Consider the following 17,534-nt stretch of genomic DNA (forward strand, 5'->3'; position numbering starts at 1 on the left):
GGGCTGCGCCTTGGGCCATCCATCGGGCTGCACCAACCGTGGTGCGACCATCCGCAATGTCGCAACCCCGATCGACCCGATTTCGGTGGGTGATCGCGAAACGGCCCTGACATGCATCAAGCGGACCTTTGCCATCGCCTGCTCGGCCGAGAACGCCTGGGGCTGTGCGATGGAGGGGCAAGCGCTGCGTTTGGGCGAGGGCGGACCCGTCGACAAGACAACCGCCCGCGACCGTCTTGACTACGCCTGCGTGCTCAGCGGTGAAACCGAAAAATCGGACTCAACTCTGGCGCCCTGCCGTTTTGCCAAACAACAGCTTGAACTGCTGAACAACAAGGAATAGCCGCGCTGGCCGCCGCCCCCGCACCCCTATACCCGACGCCGCTGGTCCGTTACCCGCTGGCGGGCCTGCACCAGATGATAGCCCATCAGCAGCGCCGCCCCGTCGCCGTCGCGGGCACGGATCGCCTCGGCGATCTGACGGTGTTCGGTAATCACGGCCTCGATGCGTTCATCCGTGCCCTGACGGGTCAGCGATTGCGCCACGTCGATCGCCGCCAGCATCGTGCTGCGCGTGGTGCCCAGCATCTGCACAAGAACCTCGTTGCCGCTGGCCTCGGCGACGGCCATGTGGAAATCCAGATCCGCCTCTCGCTGCGGCTGGCGGCGGCGCATTCCGGCCTCCAGCAGCTCCAGCGCGACCTCGATCCGGTTCAGATCGGCGGGGCTTGCACGCAGCGCGGCAAGACGGGCGGCCGCGGGTTCGATGGCCAGCCGCGCCTCCATGCAGCGCATCAGGCCGGCAACGTCATCAGCGCCTGCAAAGTCGATCAGGCCCTGCGGCGGCCGCCGGCGCACGAAACTGCCGACGCCATGCCGCGCCAGAATGATCCCATCATCACGCAGCCGCGCCAGCGCCTCGCGCACAACCGGACGCGACACGTTGAACCGCTCTCCGATCTGGTGTTCCGAGGGCAGCTTGTCACCTTCGGCCAGCTGACCCGATGCGATCAGCTCCAGCATGCGGCCATAGATCTGGTCGGCCAGCGTCTCGCGCTTGCGGATCGGTTGTGCCAGCAAAGGATCGTTCATGCTGTCTGCCGTCATCGCCATAATTTTCGCCGCAGAGGCGATCATTCACTTGTAAGCTTTATTGACAACCCTGTCCAGCTTGGGACATGACAAGGCATCCGCAGAGGAGTGCCCGATGACCGACCAAAGCCCCCTGAAACCCCGCACGGCCGGCCAGGTTCTGGTCGATCAATTGCTGATCCACGGGGCCGACCGCGCCTTTTGCGTGCCCGGCGAAAGCTATCTTGAGGTGCTGGACGCGATCCACGATGTCAGCGACCGCTTCACCCTGCATAACGCCCGGCACGAGGCCGGCGCGGCGGATATGGCCGAGGCTTATGGCAAGCTGACCGGCAAGCCCGGCATCTGCATGGTCACGCGCGGCCCCGGTGCCTGTCATGCATCCATCGGGGTGCATATCGCGCAACAGGACAGCACGCCGATGATCCTGCTGATCGGTCAGGTCGGTCGCGACATGATGGATCGCGAGGCGTTCCAGGAAGTCGATTACCGGCAGATGTTCGGCCCGCTGGCCAAATGGGCCGCCCAGATCGACTGTGCCGAGCGGGTGCCCGAATACATGGCCCGCGCGTTCCGTGTGGCCACATCGGGGCGGCCCGGCCCGGTGGTGCTGGCCCTGCCCGAGGATATGCTGACCGAAACCGTCACCGTGGCCGACGCGCAGCCCTATACCGCGACCCAGGCGCAGGCCACGCCCGCCGATTTCGACGCCATCGCCGACTTGCTGGCAGGGGCCGAACGGCCATTGGTCATGCTGGGCGGTTCGGGCTGGACGGCGCAGGCCGCGCTGGACATCCAGCGGTTCGCGGAAACCAACGGCCTGCCGGTCTGCACATCGTTCCGGCGTCAGGACGCGATCGAAAACCGCTCATCCGCCTATGTGGGCGAGTTCGGCACCGCTGTCAGTCCCACCATCGTCCGCCGCATCGCCGAGGCCGATCTGCTGCTGGTGCTTGGCGCCCGTCTGGGCGAGATGACGACGCGCGGCTATACCACGCTGACCCCGCCGCAATCGCGGCAGCGGCTGATCCATGTCCACCCCGACGCGAACGAGATCGGCCGCGTCTATGGCCCCGATCTGGGGATTGCTGCGGATATGCCCGGCATTGCGGCCGGGCTGGCCGGTCGCGATCTGGGGCGCAAGGATGTCTGGCAGGGCTGGGCGCAGGTGATGCGCGACGAATATATCGCCGATACCGAACCGCCCGGCGACAATCAGTGGCAGTTGGACATGGGCCGCGCCTTCTGCGCCATTCGCGACGAGTTGCCCGCCGATATGATCGTGACGCTGGATGCGGGCAACCATACGGGCTGGGCGCAACGCTATCTGCGCTTTGGCCGGCCGGGGCGCGAGATCGGCTCGACCTGCGGCTCGATGGGCTATGCGGTGCCGGCGGCTGTCGCGGCCGCGCTGGTTCATCCCGACCGGCTGGTTCTGGCGATGGTCGGCGATGGCGGTTTTCAGATGAGCGGGCTTGAACTGGCCATGGCCGCGCAATATGGCGCCACGCCCATCGTGCTGCTGTTCAACAACGGCATCTATGGCACGATCCGCATGCATCAGGAACGCGAGCATCCCCGCCGGGTTTCGGGCACCACGCTGGTCAATCAGGATTTCTGCCGCATGGCCGAAGGCATGGGCTGCCATGCCGAGCGCGTGACCCGGACCGACGAATTTGCCCCCGCGCTGGACCGCGCCCGCAAGTCGGGCAAGCCCGCCGTGATCGAACTGGTCACCGATCCCGAACAGATTTCCAGCCGCACCACGATCAGCAGGCTGCGTGAACAGGCGGAGAAACGGGGATGAGCGACGACCTGATCCAGACATTGCGGGCGGCTGTCGGTGATCAGCATGTCTGGACCGATGCGGACCAGATGGCCCCCTTCCTGCACGAGGATCGCGGCCGCTGGACGGGCGATGCCATCGCCGTCATCCATCCCGGCTCGACCGCCGAGGTCGCCGCCTGCGTCACCGCCTGCGCCCGATCCGGCACGCCGATCTTTCCACAGGGCGGCAATACCGGGCTGGTCGGGGGCGGTGTGCCTTCGGGCGGTGTCGTCCTCACCACGCGCCGGCTGAACCAAATCCTGAAGGTCGACCCGCTGAACGCCACGATCACCGTTCAGGCGGGTTGCACCCTTGCCGCCGTCCAGCAGGCCGCGGATCAGGCCGGGCGGCTGTTCCCGCTGTCACTTGCGTCGGAAGGCTCGTGCCAGATCGGCGGCAACCTGTCCACGAATGCGGGCGGCACCGCCGTTCTGCGCTATGGCAATACCCGCGAGCTGGCCCTGGGGCTAGAGGTGGTTCTGCCCGACGGCCGGGTGCTGAACGCGCTGTCCGCGCTGCGCAAGGACAATACCGGCTATGACCTGCGCGACCTGTTCATCGGGGCCGAGGGCACATTGGGGATCATCACCGCAGCCGTGCTGAAACTGTTTCCCAAACCCGCCACCCGCGTCACCGCCTTTGCCGCCTGCACCGGGCCGGAAGATGCGCTGGCGATCTTTGACATCCTGCGCGCGCGGGCGGGTGACGGGCTGACGGCCTTTGAATATCTGGAACGTTTCGGGGTCGAGATGGTGCTGACCCACCTGCCCGGCGCCCGCGACCCGATGGACCAGCCGCACCCCGCCTATGTGCTGATCGAGCTGACCTCGCCCGATCCTCAGGCCGATCTGGAAACCCGGATGGAAAGCGCCCTCGCCGAGGCAATCGAGGCCGGTCTGGTCATCGACGCGGTGATCGGCGCGTCCGAGGCGCAGAATGCCGCGCTGTGGTCGCTGCGTGAAAGCATGTCCGAGATGCAGAAACATTATGGCGCCTCGATCAAGCATGACGTGGCCGTGCCGGTGGCCCGCGTGGCCGAGTTCATCACCGAGGGCGTGGCGCTGTGCCTGCAATACATGCCGACCGTGCGCCCCTGCCCCTTTGGCCATTTCGGTGACGGCAATATCCATTTCAACCTGACCCGCCCCGAGGCGATGTCGGATGCCGAGTTCCTGTCGCATTACGGCGCCTTCAACCGGCTGGTGCATGACCTGGTGGCGGAAATGGGCGGCTCGATCTCGGCCGAACATGGCATCGGGCTGGCCAAGCGCGACCAGCTGCCGCGTTACAAGGACCCGGTGGCGATGGCACTGTTTCGCACCATCAAACAATCGCTGGACCCGCAGAACTTGATGAATCCCGGCAAGCTGCTTGCCCCCGAACCGAAAGAAAACCCATGATCGACCTGTATACCTGGAGCACGCCGAACGGCCGCAAGGTCTCGATCCTGCTGGAGGAGTTGGGCCTGCCCTATACCGCCCATGCCGTCGATATCGGAAAGGATGAGCAGTTCGACCCCGCCTTTCTGAAAATCTCGCCCAACAACAAGATCCCGGCGATCTTTGACCATGACAGCGGCTTCGCCGTGTTCGAATCGGGCGCCATCATGATCCATCTTGCTGAACGCGAGGGGCGGTTCCTGCCAACCGATCCCAAGGCGCGGGCGGATGTCCTGCAATGGCTGATGTGGCAGATGGGCGGCTTTGGTCCAATGCTGGGGCAGGCGCATTTCTTCATCAAGAACAACAAGGGCCTTGCCCCCGCGGCCGAGGACCGTTTCGCCAAGGAAGCGCTGCGGCTTTACGGCGTGCTTGACCGGCAGCTGGACGGGCAGGATTTCGTCGCCGGCGACTATTCCATCGCCGATATGGCGATCTTCCCCTGGGTCGCGCGGCATGACTGGCATCAGGTCGATCTGCGGCAGTTTCCCCATGTGCTGCGCTGGTATCGCGCCCTGGCGGAACGGCCGGCGGTCCAGAAAGGCTATCAGGTGCCCAAGGATGTCGGCCCGATCCCGATGCCCGAATAGGCGCGATCAGCGGCCAAGCCAGCCGTCCAGAAAGGCCGCCATGTTCAGCGCCAGGTCATCCGACAGATATCCGCCCTCTTGAATGATGGCGGTGGGCAGACCGGCATTGCGGATCATGCTTGCGGCCTGGGTAAATGCCGGGGTGGTGACAGCCAGCCCCCGCAACGGGTCGCGTTCATGCGCATCCAGGCCAAGGGACAGGACCAGCCGGTCGGGCGCGAATGCGGCAATCCGGGCCAGCCCCTGCCGGATCGCCCCCAGCCAGACCTGATCGCCCGAACCGATGGGCAAGGGCAGGTTCAGGTTGAACCCGGCCCCCGTGCCTGCGCCCGTCTCGTCCGCGTAACCCAGATAGAACGGATAGAACGCATCCGGCGCGGCATGGATGGATACGGTCAGCACATCGGCGCGATCGTAAAAGATTTCTTGCGTGCCATTGCCGTGATGAACGTCGATATCCAGTATAGCGACGCGGTCAAAATGGCCGCGCAGATGCTGGGCGGCGATGGCCGCGTTGTTCAGCAGGCAATGTCCGCCGGCCGTATCGGCATTGGCGTGGTGCCCCGGCGGCCGGCACAGCGCATAGGCCGCCCCGGCCCCTTCGGCCAGGGCCTGCGCGGCGGCAATGGCGCAATCCACCGACCGCAGTGCCGCGTGATGGCTGCCCGGCCCGATCGGACAGGCGGTGTCCGCCATATGCCATCCTGCCTGCCCCACGATCCCCGACGGATAGCGGTGCCTGTCCTTCTGCGGGTGCAGGTTGGCCACGATTTCCGGCCCGTGATCGGGGAATGCCTGCCATTCGTCCCAGACCCGAGACAGGAAATCCAGGTAACGGGCGCTGTGAACCTGCGCCATGGCGGCACGATCCGTCCTGGGCGGCTCGGCAGTGGTCAGACCGGCCTGATGCAGCGCCTGCCGCAACAGATGGGCACGCTGCGGGCGTTCCTCGTTTTGGGCGACCTGCCCGCGCTTCAGGAAAAAGCGTGGATCATGGCCGTCCGTTTCGGCCGAAAAGAAGCAAGGGAAACCCGGCTCGGTCACCGCGCCCGGCCTGCCTGCCGGCGGCTGACAGCCTTGCCTGGCGGCCCAAGGTCGCGCTGTTGCAGCCGCTGGACGACCAATCGCCGGGCTGTGCCGATATGTTCCTCAATGGCGGCGCGCGCCTGTTCAACATCACCGGCGGCGATTGCATCCAGCAATGGCCGATGGGTTTCGGCGACACGGTCGGCATCGCCATAAATGCAGCCGATCAGAACCAGCCCCATCTGCACCTCGGCCGCGATCTGGTCAAAGGCAGCCAGCAACCGCTCATTGCCGCTGGCTTCGCAGATCGCCCGGTGAAAGGCCAGATCGGCCGCTGCCACCTGCGCCTGCGGGGCGTCTTCATCGGCCGTGTCATGCAACCGCTTCAGACAGGCGCGCAGCCTGGGCATGCCGCGATCCCCCGCCTGCGATGCAAGTCGAACGATGGCCGCCGATTCGATTGCCAGCCGCAATTCATACAGATCATCCATCGCCCGCGCATTGATCTCGCGCACGAAAAAGCCGCGATTGGGAATGGCGACCAGCAGGCCGGCGCTTTCCAGCTGACGCGCCGCCTCGCGTACCGGCGCCCGCGAAATGCCCATTTCGCGCGCGATCACCGATTCAGGGATGCGCTGCCCCGGCTCGATTCGCCCCGACAATACGGCATCAGTCAATGCCGCACCGACCTGGCTGACCAGATCGCTGCGCGGCAGGGTGGAAAATTCGTGAAAAGCCTTTGTCATTCGCCACTTATACCGAAAAAATAACGATTGCAGAGCAGTTCCTTGCGCCGGCCAGCAAAATAGCTTTGAACACCCGACCGCGCGCTGCCGAAACGGCGTTTCCCATCAGCGCAGGGTCATCTGGATGGGCAGGGTAAAGGAATAGCTGGCATTCTCCAGCCCTCGGGGCGCGGCAGGGCACCGGCCGACGCGCTGCGCCGCCTGCAACACCGCCTGATCCAGTTGCGGATTGCCCGACGAGCCGGCGATGCCGACAGCCTGGATCGCACCATTCCGGCCGACACGCAGGCTGAGCGCGACCTGCCCGCCCTGCCGCAGCGACGACGGCGCACGGGCCCGCCGGCTGATGCAGGACCGGATCTGCGCGCCCCATTGCGCGGTCAGCTGCGGCGCATTGGCCGCCGCCCGCTGCTGGGCCGCTGCGGCGGTCCCGCCGCCACCGCCGCCCGATCCGCCCGACCGGGGCTGGGCGGCCTGCTGCTGCGGTTGGGGGGAGGGCTGCTGTCGCGGCGCCGCGGCGGCCTGTTGTTGGCGCGGGGCCTCGCGCTGCGGCTGGCGGGGTTTGGCCTTCGTCTCGGCGCGCGGCGCGCGGCGTTCCGGGCGGGCAGCCGGGCGGTCGGAACTGGACAACAGCAGCGCCGAAACGATCTCGGGCGGGGCGGTCGGCAGCGTCATTTGCTGGGTCATCTGCGGGCGCATCGGCGGCAGCGTCATGGCCGGCGCGACCTCGGCAGGGACCGGATCGGGCATGTCGGGCTGCGCCAATTCCGGTTCGGGGGGCTGAACCGGCTCGATCTGCGGCGGCTCGGGCAGGTTGGCGGGTTCGGGCAGCGCCTCGGGTGGCTGTTCGGGCATGGGGGCGGTCTGAGGCGGCGCCTCCCATGCGGCGACGGTCGCAGCCATCTGTGCCGAGGCCAGGGTGACCGGCATATCCTCGGCCGGCTTTTGCTGGCCGCCCTGCACAAGGCCGGGCTTCAGCAGCACGGTCAGGATCAGCAGCAGGGTCACGGACAGCAGCAGATAGGCCAGCGCGCCAAGAAAACGTGTCATGGCTGATCATCCTCGCGGGGCTGAACGACCAGCGCAACAGGTGCGGTCGTGGTCGCGGCCAGACGCGACATGATCGCGGCCAGCTGCGCGGCCGGCAGGGCCGCATCGGCACGGACCGGCAGATCCTCGGCGGTATCGCGCAGGGCCAACAGCGGCCAGACGGCCTCGCCCTCGGTTCCCGCATAGGCCAGCTGGCCATCGGCCGAGACCAGCAAGGGCGCGGTGATGGTCTCGGGGGTTTCGGCGCTGCCTTCGGGCGGGGCGACCTGCAACAGTTCCTGGGGCGCGATCGAGGCGCTGAGCAGGAAAAAGATCAGCAGCAGAAAGACCACATTGATCATCGGGATGATCGGTTCACCCCTGGCGCGACGCGGCGGCGGTGTCAGGCGAAAGCTGCTCATTCGACCAGCACCGGGCGGCCCAGGCCTTCGCGCCGGATCAGGTCGATCACGTCGACAAGGCGCTGCACATCGGCGCCGTCACGCGCCCGGATCACGACCGGGGCATCCGCATCGGGCAACAGCGGCCGCAGGGCCGGCGCCAGCCCGCTATCGGGCAACGCCACGCCGTTCAGCGCCAGCCCGTCGGGCGTCAGGTCAACCAGACGCGGCGCGCCCTGCCAGTCCGAGGCCTCGCCACTGGCGGGACCGGCGGTCACGACCGGCAGCACCGCATCCATGCCAAAGCGCGAAGCCAGCATGAAGAAGATCAGCAACAGGAACACCACGTCGATCATCGGCGTCAGCGACATCCGCCTTGGATGGCGGCGCGCGCCCAGATGAAAGCTTTGGGGTGTCATTCGGCGGCCCGCAGCTGCCGGGCCGGCGGCACCTGATTGGTCGAGATGAATATGCGGGTGGCCAGATCCTCAAGATCGGTTTGAAGCCGATCGGCAACCGATTCGAACCAGCTGAGGCCGACGCTGGCAGGGATCGCCACGGCCATACCGGCAGCGGTGGTCAGCAGCGCCTCCCAGATGCCGCCAGCCAGATCGGTCGGATCGGCGCGGCTGCCGGATTGTTGCAGCACCTGAAAGGCTGCGATCATCCCCAGAACCGTGCCCAGCAGACCCAGCAAGGGCGCGATCGTCGCGATCAGTTCCAGCGCGCGCAGGCCGGTGCGGCTGCGCGACAGGGCCATGCGGGCGACACGCAAGGTTTCCTCGCGCGCGCCTTCGTCATCGAAGCGCGGGTCCAGTTGCGTGGCCATCGCCGCATAGGTCACACGGGCGCGGATCGAGGGGCGTCCGGCGACCTCGGCCACGGCCTCGCGCGGCTGGCCGGCGCGCCACAACTCCAACGCCCGCCGGGAATGCGCGCCGCCCCAGGCCCCCATCTGCCACAGCGCCGCAACGCGCCACAGGATCACAGCCAACGTCGCCACCGCCAACAAGGCAATCAGCCACATCGTCCAGCCGCCATCACGCAAAAGCGGCGCGATCGGCAGTGAATCAAAAACCTGTGCGAGATCGGTCATTTCGGTCTCCGTCCATGGATCGGCCCGGCAGGCCCACGCCCGACACGGATTAAACAATAGCGCAAAACATTGGCAAATGCTGGCGCGACAGGGGCTGGCTAGATTTGCCGAGTTATTTTGTCAAGTAACATGCCTTTCGCCTGCCCGCCAGTTGCCGCTTGTCGGCGGTTGCGCGCGGCGGCTAGGACATTTCCACGATATCGGAACCGGGATTCGCAGATGCCTATGCCCCAGCCCGTTCGGATGGCCCGCAGATCGAGGCCCGTCCCTGCGGCGACGCCATGCAGCTGACCACCCTGCCGCCAAGCTGGCTGCTTGCCGATCTGGGGCAGCCCCGGCGGGTGCTGTCCTTTGCGCCCTACCGACCGGGCTTTGTCACCGCCAGCACGATTCTGTGGCGACAGGTGCGCGATGCAGACCTGACGCCCGATCTGAATGTCGATGACTGGCTGGCAGCCGAGATCCGGGCGATTGGGCAGCCGGATTGCGTCGCGATGCTGACCTCGCGCCAGCTTGATCGGGTGATGACGACGGCCGCCGGCCCAGTCAGCTGCGCCGCCACGGTGGGCCTTGGCAATGCCGAACGGGTCGGCGCGCGCCGCGTGCCCTCTGCCGGCAGGGCGGGCTATGGCACGATCAATATCGCGGTTCTGATCGAAAGCGGGCTGACCGACGCGGCCATGATCGAGGCCATGACCATCATCGCCCAGGCCCGCACGGCGGCAATCATCCAGGCCGGCATCCAAGTGCCGGCCGGCCCGGCCACCGGCACCGGAACGGATTGCATCGTGCTGGCCGCCGATTTGGGCGAGGCACGCTTTGCCGGGCTGCACACGCCGCTTGGCGAGCAACTGGGCCGGGCGGTGTTTCAGGCCGTGCTGGCCGGCGCGCAGGTCTGGCAGCGCGAACAGCGGGCCGGCAGCATCAGCTGACGCCGGGCTTTGGCGGCGCCTTGGGCGTAAAGCTGCCGCGGTCCGGTTTTATGTCCAGCAGCGGCGTGCCATCCAGACAGTCCAGGCCCCTGACGACGACCTGCGCGGCCTCGATCGCAACCAGCCGCACGACCGAGGTGCCAATCGGATTGGGCCGCACGGGCGAGCGCAGCGCAAAGGTCCCAAGCGTCTTGCCATCGCCGCGCGGGCTTTGCGTCACCAGATCGCGGCGGCTGCGATCCAGCCAATACAGCACCTCGATCAGGTCATAATCCTGCAAACCCTCCAGGGCCGGTTGCCAGACCGGGTCCAGCACCAGCCGGCATTCGGGGCCGTCAAGCACCCCCTGACGCGGGCACTGCGCCCGATCCTGCCAGGGCGTGCGAATCACTCCGATAAAGCGCAGCCGCGCATCATCGGCGGCAGGCATCGCCGCCGCGCGCTCATTCGCCCTGATGGTCTTGTCCTTGTCCATGCACCCCATCCGACTGCCGCCGAAACGTCGCCCGGCACAGGGTCAGTCCTGCCCGCTTTGCCCCGAAAAATCCAGCACGCAGCCTGACCCTTCATCCGATTATGCGGGCCGGCAAGTTTCGTTGACAGAATGAAAAATCCGCGATTTTCTATACTTGCCGGAAGATGCATTCCCCTGACCGGCGAAGGGCATGCCTGCGATCAGGCGCCAGATGCGGGGGAAACGCCTCGATAGACGGGCCAGACCGGCTGAATGCAAAGCCAGCCGCAGCAGCAGGGGAAGGGCGCATCCGTGAGTGAAGATCCCGCCGTCGAGGTCCGGCATGCCATCAAGCAGTTCGGTCAGGGTGACAGCGCCGTCAGGGCATTGGACGATGTGTCGGTTTCGATCCGGCGGGGCGAGTTCTTCACCCTGCTTGGCCCCTCGGGCTGTGGCAAGACCACGCTGCTGCGGCTGATCGCGGGGTTCGAGACGCCGACCTCGGGCCAGATCCTGCTGGACGGGCAGGACATCACCAACCTGCCGCCAAACAAGCGCCCGGTGAATACGGTCTTTCAAAGCTATGCCCTGTTTCCGCATCTGACCGTGGCCGAGAATATCGGCTTTGGCCTGAAGATGCTGGGCCAATCGCGAGCCGACATTGCCGCGCGCACGGCCGAGATGCTGGCTCTGGTGCAGCTAGAGGCGATGTCGACCCGCAAGACCGCGCAGCTGTCGGGCGGGCAGCAACAGCGCGTGGCGCTGGCCCGCGCATTGGCACCCAGGCCCAAGGTGCTGCTGCTGGACGAGCCGCTTTCCGCGCTGGACCTGAAGCTGCGCAAGGAAATGCAAAGCGAGCTGAAGCGATTGCAGACGGAAACCGGCATCACCTTCATCTTCGTCACCCATGACCAGGAAGAGGCGCTGACCATGTCGGACCGCATCGGCGTCATGTCGCGCGGGCAGATCAACCAGATTGGCGCACCGCGCGAAATTTATGCCCATCCGACCAACCGCTTCGTCGCGGATTTCATCGGCGAGACGAATTTCCTGATCGCCCGGATGCAAGGCGGTGTCGCCACCCTGCCAGGCGATGTGGCCCTGCCCCTGCCCGGATCGCGCGCCGATGGTCAGGTGACGCTGGCAGTGCGCCCCGAACATGTGCGCATCGTTTCCCGCGACACCGCTGGCGCCTTGCCTGCGACGGTGTCGCATTCGGTCTATTTCGGCACCGACAGCCATGTCCATCTGCGACTGGCCGACGGAACCGAGGTCGTCTCGCGCCAGCAGACCGATGCCGAGGGCGCCGCCAGCCCCGAAGCCGGCACCGGGGTTGGCGTCAGCTTTCCCGCCGGCGCCGTGCAAGTGCTGGAGGATTAGGCCATGAGCGAGGCAGAAAGCCAACGCCGCGCCGACGAGGTGCGCCGCAGCTGGCTTCTCAGCACGCCGGCGCTGATCGTGCTGTTTCTGGGCGCCATGGGCCCCTTGCTGATCATGGTCGTCTATTCCTTCCTTACCCCCGGACGATACGGCAATGTCGAATGGGTTTTCTCGCTGGATGCCTGGCGCGGCATCCTGTTCACCCGCGACATCTTTGACGACACGCTGAAACTGGCCGATGCGCATCTGACGATCTTCTGGCGTTCGCTGAAGCTGTCGCTGATGACCACGATCCTTGCTTTCGCGGTCGGTTTTCCGACGGCGTGGTTCATCGCCACCCGACCCCGGCATATGCGCGCCTTCTGGCTGTTCCTGATCACCATCCCGTTCTGGACCAACCTGCTGATCCGCACCTTCGCCATCAACCAGATCATCCGCAACGAAGGCTTTCTGAACACCGCATTGCTGAAACTGGGGGTGATTTCGGCGCCGTTGCAGCTGATCTATACCGATACCGCCGTGTTCATCGGCATGGTCTATGTCTATCTGCCGCTGATGGTGCTGCCGCTTTACGCGGCGATCGACCGTTTCGACACCCGCCTGCTGGAAGCCGGCTATGATCTTTATGCCTCGCGGCTGACGGTGCTGCGGCGGATCATCTTTCCCATCGTCAAGCCGGGCATCGTCGCCGGGTCGATCCTGGTCTTTATCCCGGCGCTTGGCGCCTATGTCACGCCGCGCGTGCTGGGCGGCGGCAAGAACATGATGATCGGCAATTTCATCGAGCTGCAATTCGGGCAGGGCCGGAACTGGCCGCTTGGTGCGGCGCTGTCGGTGGTGCTGCTGATCATCGTCGCGGCGGCGCTGCTGGTCTATGTCCGCTTTGCCAATCGGGACAGCACCCATGGCTAGAAAGACCTATTTCGACGTCACCCGCCTGCCAGGTTTTTCCACCATCGCGGTGATCGTCTTTGTCATGCTTTACGCGCCGATCCTGATGCTGGTGATCTATTCCTTCAACGCGGGCAGCTCGGTCGCGATCTGGGACGGGTTTTCCTGGCGCTGGTATGTCACCGCCTGGCAGAACGAGCAGGTGAAAGAGGTCACCTTGCGCTCGCTGATGCTGGCGGCGTCGGCGGCCACGATCTCGACCGCGCTGGCGACGATGGCGGCGCTGGCCACGACGCGCAAACGTGCCTTTCGCGGGCAGACGGCTATCTATGTGGCGATCAACCAGCCGCTGATGGTGCCCGAAATCGTGACCGCCGTGGCGCTGCTGATCCTGTTCGCGGCCGTGAAAGTCGCCACCGGCTATCAGGGAATGGGCTATCTGATCCTTGCCCATACCGCCTTTTGCATTCCCTTCGCCTATCTGCCGATCCGCGCCCGGCTGGAGGGCATGGACATGGCGCTGGAAGCCGCGGCGGCCGATCTTTACGCCTCGCCCTGGCAGGGGTTTCGCCATGTCACCCTGCCGCTGCTGATGCCGGGCATCGCGGCGGGGATGATGCTGGCCTTCGTCACCTCGCTGGATGACGTGGTCATTTCGCTTTTCGTGAAATCGGCGGGGCAGGATACGCTGCCAACCTATCTGCTTGCGCAGCTGCGCCGGCAGGTCTCGCCCGAGATCAACGCGATCTCTTCCGTCCTGCTGCTGCTGACGCTGGTTCTGCTGACGACATTTTTCCTGCTGACGCGGAAAAAGGACTGATGCCGGCCCGCCAAGACGACCAAAAACAGGGAGACTAACGAAAATGAAACACAGTTTGACCGCAATCGCCGTGCTGCTGGCCTCGACCAGTTTCGCCATGGCCGAGGGTGAATTGCAGCTGTTCAACTGGGGCGACTATACCAGCCCCGAACTGCTGAAGAAGTTCAAGGACGAGACGGGCATCACCGTGACCGTCACCGATTATGATTCAAATGATGCCTCGCTGGCCAAGATCGAGGCCGGGGGACATGGTTTTGACCTGGTGGTGCCTTCGGCCAATTATGTGCAGATCTTCGTCGAAAAGGGGCTGGTGAGCGAACTTGACCTGTCCCGGCTGCCCGATCACGGCAATATCGCGCCGGAATGGATGGACGTGCCCTATGATCCGGGCCGCAAATACTCGGTGCCCTGGCAATGGGGATCCACCGGGATCGGGGTGAATACAAAGGTCTATTCCGGCGACATCAACACCTCGGCCCTGTTCATGGATCCGCCGCCCGAGCTGGAGGGCAAGATCAACGTCACTCCGGAAATGAACGACGTGCTGTCGCTGGCGATCATGTATGAAGGCGGCGAGCCTTGCACCGAGGATACCGAGGTGCTGCGCAAGGTGCGCGATACACTGGTTGCGGCCAAGCCGAAATGGCAGTCGATGGATTACGGCATGACCGAAAAGATGTCGGCCAATGACGTATCGGCATCCGTCTATTGGAACGGCGCGATGTTCCGCGTGCGGCTGCAAAACCCGGATGTGAAATTCGGCTATCCGCAAGAGGGCTATCCCCTGTGGATGGATCAGGTGATGCTGCTGAATGACGCGCGCAATGTCGATCAGGCCTATACTTTCCTGAACTTCATCCTTCAGCCCGAGAATGCGGCGCTGATTTCGGCCTATGCGCGCTATGCGAACGGCATCGCAGGGTCCGAGGCGTTCATGCCCGAAGACATGAAGGACGCCCCCGAAATCAAGATCCCCGAGGAATACCGCGCCGCCGGCCGCTTCCTGCCCACCTGCTCGCCCAAGGCGCAGGAATATTACACCGCCATCTGGACCGAGCTTCAGAAATGATCGCAGGGGGCCGGGCATTTCGGTGCCCGGCCCATCAGTCCCGGCGCATCAGTCCTGCCCGCCATGGGTGATCCGGCCATCGCAGATGGTCAGCGCGACCTGCATGTCGGCGACAGCACCGGCAGGCGTGGTTTCCATATCGCCTGACAGCACCACCAGATCGCCGGCCAGCCCCGGTGACAGGGCGCCGGTCAGGTGCTCGCGATGTGCCGCCCATGCCCCGCCCGCCGTATAGGCGCGCAAGACCTGATCCAGCGGCAGGCGTTGATCAGCGGTGCCGGGAAAGGGCTGCCGGGTCAGCGCCGCGCCGATGCCGCGCAGGACCGATATGTCGGTAACCGGCCAGTCCGAGGCAAAGGCCACATGCGCCCCCGTTTCGGCCAGGCTGCGGCACAGATAGGCATCGCCCCAACGGCCGCGCCCGATCATGTCCATCGTCGGCTGCATCCCGAAATCCATCGCGCCGGGCACATGCGGCGGCTGGATGGACGCGGTGATGCCCAATTCCCCAAGCCGCGCGATATCGGCGCGGTCGATCAACTCGATATGTTCGATCCTGTGGCGGCTGTCGCGCCGGCCATTGGCCCGTTGCGCGGCCTGATAGCCGTCGATCGTGGTGCGCACCGCGCCGTCACCGATGGCATGAACGGCGATCTGCATGCCGCGCCGGTCGATCTCGGTCGCGATCTGGTCAAAGCGCGGGCCGGGAAACAGCGGCACCGAGCGATGCCCCGGCTGGCCCGGATAATCGTTCAGCATGAAGGCGGTGCCGGAATCTATCACCCCATCCATGAACATCTTGACAAAATTGCAGCACAGCCAGTCATCGTCGAAATCGCGGGTCATCGCCTCGGCGCGATCCAGTTCCGACAGGTCCATATGCGGCTTGAAGTGGAACGGCACCTTGACCCGCGCGGTCAGCCCGCCCTGCCGCTGCAAGCCACGCAGCAGTTCCAGCGTATAGCGGTTGCCATCCATATTCACGACCGAGGTGATGCCGTGACGCGCGCAATGGGCCAATCCGGCGGCCGCCTTGGCCCGGTCGATGGCCTGTGCTGCCTCATCAGGCCAGGGGGAAGGCTCGCCGCCGGTGGCGATGCCCAGACTGATACGGGTTTCACCGCCAAGCGCGATAACCGGGGCAAAGGCCTCGAATTCACGCAATTCGCCGGTGGCCAGCCCGTCGGGGCCGAGAACGACCTCGTGCCCGTGGGGGGTATCCATGCCGTTCAGAATGCCCGCCGCCCGCAGCGCCACCGTATTGGCCCAAACCGTGTGATGATCATGCGAGGTGACGGCGACCGGCCGGTCGGCGATGATCCGGTCAAGATCGTGCCGGGTCATCGGATGATCGAGAATGGCGTAATGCCCACCCTGCGCCATCAGCAACGGCCGGTCAGGATGGGCCGCCCCGAAATCCCGCAGCGCGCGGGTCAGCGCCGCCTCGCCCTCGACCCCGGTGATTTGCAGATGCGACAATTCAGCCCCGCCCATCACCAGATGCAGGTGGCTTTCGACAAAACCGGGCAGCACGGTCGCTGCGCCACAGTCGATCAGCCGGGTCGAGGGGCCGGCCATCGCCTCGATCTCGCGCCGCGAGCCGATGGCGGCGATGCGCCCGTCATCGGACAGGGCCACGGCTTCGGCCCGAGGGCGGTCGGGATCCATGGTCAGCACCCGGCCATTGGTCAGGATCGTCTGGATATTCATCGGCCTTCCCCCTGTCCCGGCCGGACCTGCCGCTGTGCCCCCATGCGCCCGTCCAGCGACATCAGCGGGCCATAGCGGTCAGGGCAGCGGTCGCGGAAAACACCCCAGTAACTGCGATGCTGTGCCACCTGATCCAGATCGAATTGCTGGATCAGCACGGCGCGGCTGCTGCGGTCTGCCTCGGCCAGCTTGGCCCCAAATTCGTCGGCGATGAAGGACGAACCGTAGAAGGTCATCTGCGTGCCGTTCTGCCCGGCCTCGGTTCCGATCCGGTTCGAGGCGATCAGCGGCACCAGATTTGCCCCCGCCTGCCCCTGCTGGACACGTTGCCAATGCGGCGCGCTGTCCCAAGCGGGATCGCCGATCTCGGAACCGATGGCTGTGGGAAAGAACAACAATTCCGCGCCCATCAACGCCATCGCGCGCGCGGTTTCGGGAAACCACTGGTCCCAACAGATACCCACACCGATCCGGCCCACCGCCGTATCCCAGACCCGGAAACCGGTATCGCCGGGCGAGAAATAGTATTTCTCCTGATAGCCGGCGCCGTGGGGGATATGGGTCTTGCGATAGGTGCCCAGATTGGTGCCGTCAGCATCAATGATCGCGACCGAGTTGAACCGCGCCTGCCCCGCCAGTTCATAGAAGGAAACCGGCAGCACCACCCCAAGTTGTTTTGCAAGCGCCTGAAACCGCGCGACGGTCGGATGCCTGTCGACCGGCTGCGCGCGATCAAGATGCCGGGGTAGTTCGTCCTGACAGAAATACAGCCCATCAAACAGTTCCGGCAGCAGGATGATCTGTGCCCCCTTCCCGGCGGCCTGCCGCACCAACTGCTCTGCCGCCGCCAGATTAGTCGCCATATCCTCGACGCAAGCCATCTGCGTCGCCGCCACAGTCACGTTCCGCATATCCGCCCCCTCGGACCCTATCTCTTTATAAGGGCAGGTGCCGGGTGTGTACGCAAGTTGGTTCAAACGACCCCAGGCCATCCGGCGATGGATGGCTGATGCCGGCGGCAGACAAGTGGA

The 17,534-nt window shown here is 65.4% G+C and carries 19 protein-coding genes; 9 read left to right on the forward strand and 10 right to left on the reverse strand.

Annotated features, from left to right (window positions below):
- Positions 1-10: 10 nt before the first annotated feature.
- Positions 11-343, forward strand: a complete 333-nt coding sequence (locus FNJ84_RS14230) for a hypothetical protein (RefSeq protein ID WP_185968539.1) — start codon at positions 11-13, stop codon at positions 341-343.
- 26 nt (positions 344-369) lie between these two features.
- On the opposite strand, the gene FNJ84_RS14235 is transcribed toward FNJ84_RS14230, so the two are convergent.
- Positions 370-1,092, reverse strand: a complete 723-nt coding sequence (locus FNJ84_RS14235) for a FadR/GntR family transcriptional regulator (protein ID WP_143793867.1) — start codon at positions 1,090-1,092, stop codon at positions 370-372.
- A gap of 115 nt (positions 1,093-1,207) precedes the next feature.
- Between FNJ84_RS14235 and FNJ84_RS14240 the strand changes: the two genes are divergently transcribed.
- Genes FNJ84_RS14240 through FNJ84_RS14250 form a run of 3 tightly spaced genes read left to right on the forward strand, consistent with a single transcriptional unit; the run spans position 1,208 to position 4,949 of the window.
- Entirely contained in the window at positions 1,208-2,899 is a 1,692-nt protein-coding gene (locus FNJ84_RS14240) for a thiamine pyrophosphate-binding protein (RefSeq protein ID WP_143793868.1), read from the forward strand.
- A complete protein-coding gene (locus tag FNJ84_RS14245) occupies positions 2,896-4,320 on the forward strand; it encodes an FAD-binding oxidoreductase (RefSeq protein WP_143793869.1) in 1,425 nt (474 codons plus the stop codon). The genes FNJ84_RS14240 and FNJ84_RS14245 overlap by 4 nt, the downstream gene beginning before the upstream one ends.
- Positions 4,317-4,949, forward strand: a complete 633-nt coding sequence (locus FNJ84_RS14250) for a glutathione S-transferase family protein (protein WP_143793870.1) — start codon at positions 4,317-4,319, stop codon at positions 4,947-4,949. The genes FNJ84_RS14245 and FNJ84_RS14250 overlap by 4 nt, the downstream gene beginning before the upstream one ends.
- A 6-nt stretch (positions 4,950-4,955) precedes the next feature.
- On the opposite strand, the gene FNJ84_RS14255 is transcribed toward FNJ84_RS14250, so the two are convergent.
- The 6 genes from FNJ84_RS14255 to FNJ84_RS14280 all read right to left on the reverse strand — a co-directional run bounded on the left by FNJ84_RS14255 (position 4,956) and on the right by FNJ84_RS14280 (position 9,247).
- Positions 4,956-5,993 carry a histone deacetylase family protein gene (locus tag FNJ84_RS14255; RefSeq protein ID WP_143793871.1) on the reverse strand — a complete coding sequence of 346 codons (1,038 nt, stop codon included), beginning with the start codon at positions 5,991-5,993 and terminating at the stop codon, positions 4,956-4,958.
- Positions 5,990-6,721: a GntR family transcriptional regulator gene (locus FNJ84_RS14260; protein ID WP_143793872.1), complete on the reverse strand. Its 732-nt coding sequence runs from the start codon at positions 6,719-6,721 to the stop codon at positions 5,990-5,992. The genes FNJ84_RS14255 and FNJ84_RS14260 overlap by 4 nt, the downstream gene beginning before the upstream one ends.
- Positions 6,722-6,826: 105 nt before the next feature.
- Entirely contained in the window at positions 6,827-7,771 is a 945-nt protein-coding gene (locus tag FNJ84_RS14265) for a TonB family protein (protein ID WP_143793873.1), read from the reverse strand.
- Entirely contained in the window at positions 7,768-8,172 is a 405-nt protein-coding gene (locus FNJ84_RS14270; RefSeq protein WP_143793874.1) for a biopolymer transporter ExbD, read from the reverse strand. The genes FNJ84_RS14265 and FNJ84_RS14270 overlap by 4 nt, the downstream gene beginning before the upstream one ends.
- The gene (locus FNJ84_RS14275; protein ID WP_143793875.1) at positions 8,169-8,570 is read right to left on the reverse strand and encodes a biopolymer transporter ExbD; all 402 of its coding nucleotides are present in this window, start codon (positions 8,568-8,570) and stop codon (positions 8,169-8,171) included. Before FNJ84_RS14275 ends, FNJ84_RS14270 begins: the two co-directional genes overlap by 4 nt.
- Positions 8,567-9,247 (reverse strand): MotA/TolQ/ExbB proton channel family protein, encoded by a 681-nt coding sequence (locus FNJ84_RS14280; protein WP_143793876.1) that lies wholly within the window; start codon positions 9,245-9,247, stop codon positions 8,567-8,569. The genes FNJ84_RS14275 and FNJ84_RS14280 overlap by 4 nt, the downstream gene beginning before the upstream one ends.
- A 281-nt stretch (positions 9,248-9,528) precedes the next feature.
- Here FNJ84_RS14280 and FNJ84_RS14285 point away from each other — a divergent pair, with 281 nt between their 5' ends.
- The gene (locus FNJ84_RS14285) at positions 9,529-10,179 is read left to right on the forward strand and encodes an adenosylcobinamide amidohydrolase (protein ID WP_143793877.1); all 651 of its coding nucleotides are present in this window, start codon (positions 9,529-9,531) and stop codon (positions 10,177-10,179) included.
- On the opposite strand, the gene tsaA is transcribed toward FNJ84_RS14285, so the two are convergent.
- Entirely contained in the window at positions 10,172-10,654 is a 483-nt protein-coding gene (gene tsaA / locus FNJ84_RS14290; RefSeq protein ID WP_143793878.1) for a tRNA (N6-threonylcarbamoyladenosine(37)-N6)-methyltransferase TrmO, read from the reverse strand. The genes FNJ84_RS14285 and tsaA overlap by 8 nt on opposite strands.
- A gap of 291 nt (positions 10,655-10,945) precedes the next feature.
- Between tsaA and FNJ84_RS14295 the strand changes: the two genes are divergently transcribed.
- Genes FNJ84_RS14295 through FNJ84_RS14310 form a run of 4 tightly spaced genes read left to right on the forward strand, consistent with a single transcriptional unit; the run spans position 10,946 to position 14,793 of the window.
- Entirely contained in the window at positions 10,946-12,013 is a 1,068-nt protein-coding gene (locus FNJ84_RS14295) for an ABC transporter ATP-binding protein (RefSeq protein ID WP_143793879.1), read from the forward strand.
- Positions 12,014-12,016: 3 nt separating this feature from the next.
- Positions 12,017-12,925: an ABC transporter permease gene (locus tag FNJ84_RS14300; protein ID WP_143793880.1), complete on the forward strand. Its 909-nt coding sequence runs from the start codon at positions 12,017-12,019 to the stop codon at positions 12,923-12,925.
- Positions 12,918-13,724, forward strand: coding sequence for an ABC transporter permease (locus FNJ84_RS14305; protein WP_143793881.1), 807 nt, complete (start codon positions 12,918-12,920; stop codon positions 13,722-13,724). Before FNJ84_RS14300 ends, FNJ84_RS14305 begins: the two co-directional genes overlap by 8 nt.
- Positions 13,725-13,767: 43 nt before the next feature.
- On the forward strand, positions 13,768-14,793 hold the full coding sequence (locus FNJ84_RS14310) for an extracellular solute-binding protein (RefSeq protein WP_143793882.1): 1,026 nt from the start codon (positions 13,768-13,770) through the stop codon (positions 14,791-14,793).
- A 48-nt stretch (positions 14,794-14,841) separates the two neighbouring features.
- Here FNJ84_RS14310 and FNJ84_RS14315 read toward each other — a convergent pair whose 3' ends face one another.
- Positions 14,842-16,503, reverse strand: coding sequence for an amidohydrolase (locus tag FNJ84_RS14315; RefSeq protein WP_143793883.1), 1,662 nt, complete (start codon positions 16,501-16,503; stop codon positions 14,842-14,844).
- Entirely contained in the window at positions 16,500-17,414 is a 915-nt protein-coding gene (gene aguB / locus FNJ84_RS14320; protein ID WP_143793884.1) for an N-carbamoylputrescine amidase, read from the reverse strand. Before aguB ends, FNJ84_RS14315 begins: the two co-directional genes overlap by 4 nt.
- Positions 17,415-17,534 lie beyond the last annotated feature (120 nt).

Origin of the sequence: Paracoccus sp. M683 (genome assembly GCF_007096355.1) — a bacterium.
In the GTDB taxonomy this organism is placed as follows: domain Bacteria; phylum Pseudomonadota; class Alphaproteobacteria; order Rhodobacterales; family Rhodobacteraceae; genus Paracoccus.

Bases quoted from the DNA above. Each gene is read 5' to 3' on its own strand.
- FNJ84_RS14270 (WP_143793874.1), bottom strand. From the start codon at position 8,172: ATGAGCAGCTTTCGCCTGACACCGCCGCCGCGTCGCGCCAGGGGTGAA.
- FNJ84_RS14285 (WP_143793877.1), top strand. From the start codon at position 9,529: ATGCAGCTGACCACCCTGCCGCCAAGCTGGCTGCTTGCCGATCTGGGG.
- FNJ84_RS14235 (WP_143793867.1), bottom strand. From the start codon at position 1,092: ATGAACGATCCTTTGCTGGCACAACCGATCCGCAAGCGCGAGACGCTG.
- FNJ84_RS14300 (WP_143793880.1), top strand. From the start codon at position 12,017: ATGAGCGAGGCAGAAAGCCAACGCCGCGCCGACGAGGTGCGCCGCAGC.
- FNJ84_RS14245 (WP_143793869.1), top strand. From the start codon at position 2,896: ATGAGCGACGACCTGATCCAGACATTGCGGGCGGCTGTCGGTGATCAG.
- FNJ84_RS14275 (WP_143793875.1), bottom strand. From the start codon at position 8,570: ATGACACCCCAAAGCTTTCATCTGGGCGCGCGCCGCCATCCAAGGCGG.
- FNJ84_RS14265 (WP_143793873.1), bottom strand. From the start codon at position 7,771: ATGACACGTTTTCTTGGCGCGCTGGCCTATCTGCTGCTGTCCGTGACC.
- tsaA (WP_143793878.1), bottom strand. From the start codon at position 10,654: ATGGACAAGGACAAGACCATCAGGGCGAATGAGCGCGCGGCGGCGATG.
- FNJ84_RS14310 (WP_143793882.1), top strand. From the start codon at position 13,768: ATGAAACACAGTTTGACCGCAATCGCCGTGCTGCTGGCCTCGACCAGT.
- FNJ84_RS14250 (WP_143793870.1), top strand. From the start codon at position 4,317: ATGATCGACCTGTATACCTGGAGCACGCCGAACGGCCGCAAGGTCTCG.
- FNJ84_RS14260 (WP_143793872.1), bottom strand. From the start codon at position 6,721: ATGACAAAGGCTTTTCACGAATTTTCCACCCTGCCGCGCAGCGATCTG.
- aguB (WP_143793884.1), bottom strand. From the start codon at position 17,414: ATGCGGAACGTGACTGTGGCGGCGACGCAGATGGCTTGCGTCGAGGAT.
- FNJ84_RS14315 (WP_143793883.1), bottom strand. From the start codon at position 16,503: ATGAATATCCAGACGATCCTGACCAATGGCCGGGTGCTGACCATGGAT.
- FNJ84_RS14240 (WP_143793868.1), top strand. From the start codon at position 1,208: ATGACCGACCAAAGCCCCCTGAAACCCCGCACGGCCGGCCAGGTTCTG.
- FNJ84_RS14305 (WP_143793881.1), top strand. From the start codon at position 12,918: ATGGCTAGAAAGACCTATTTCGACGTCACCCGCCTGCCAGGTTTTTCC.
- FNJ84_RS14280 (WP_143793876.1), bottom strand. From the start codon at position 9,247: ATGACCGATCTCGCACAGGTTTTTGATTCACTGCCGATCGCGCCGCTT.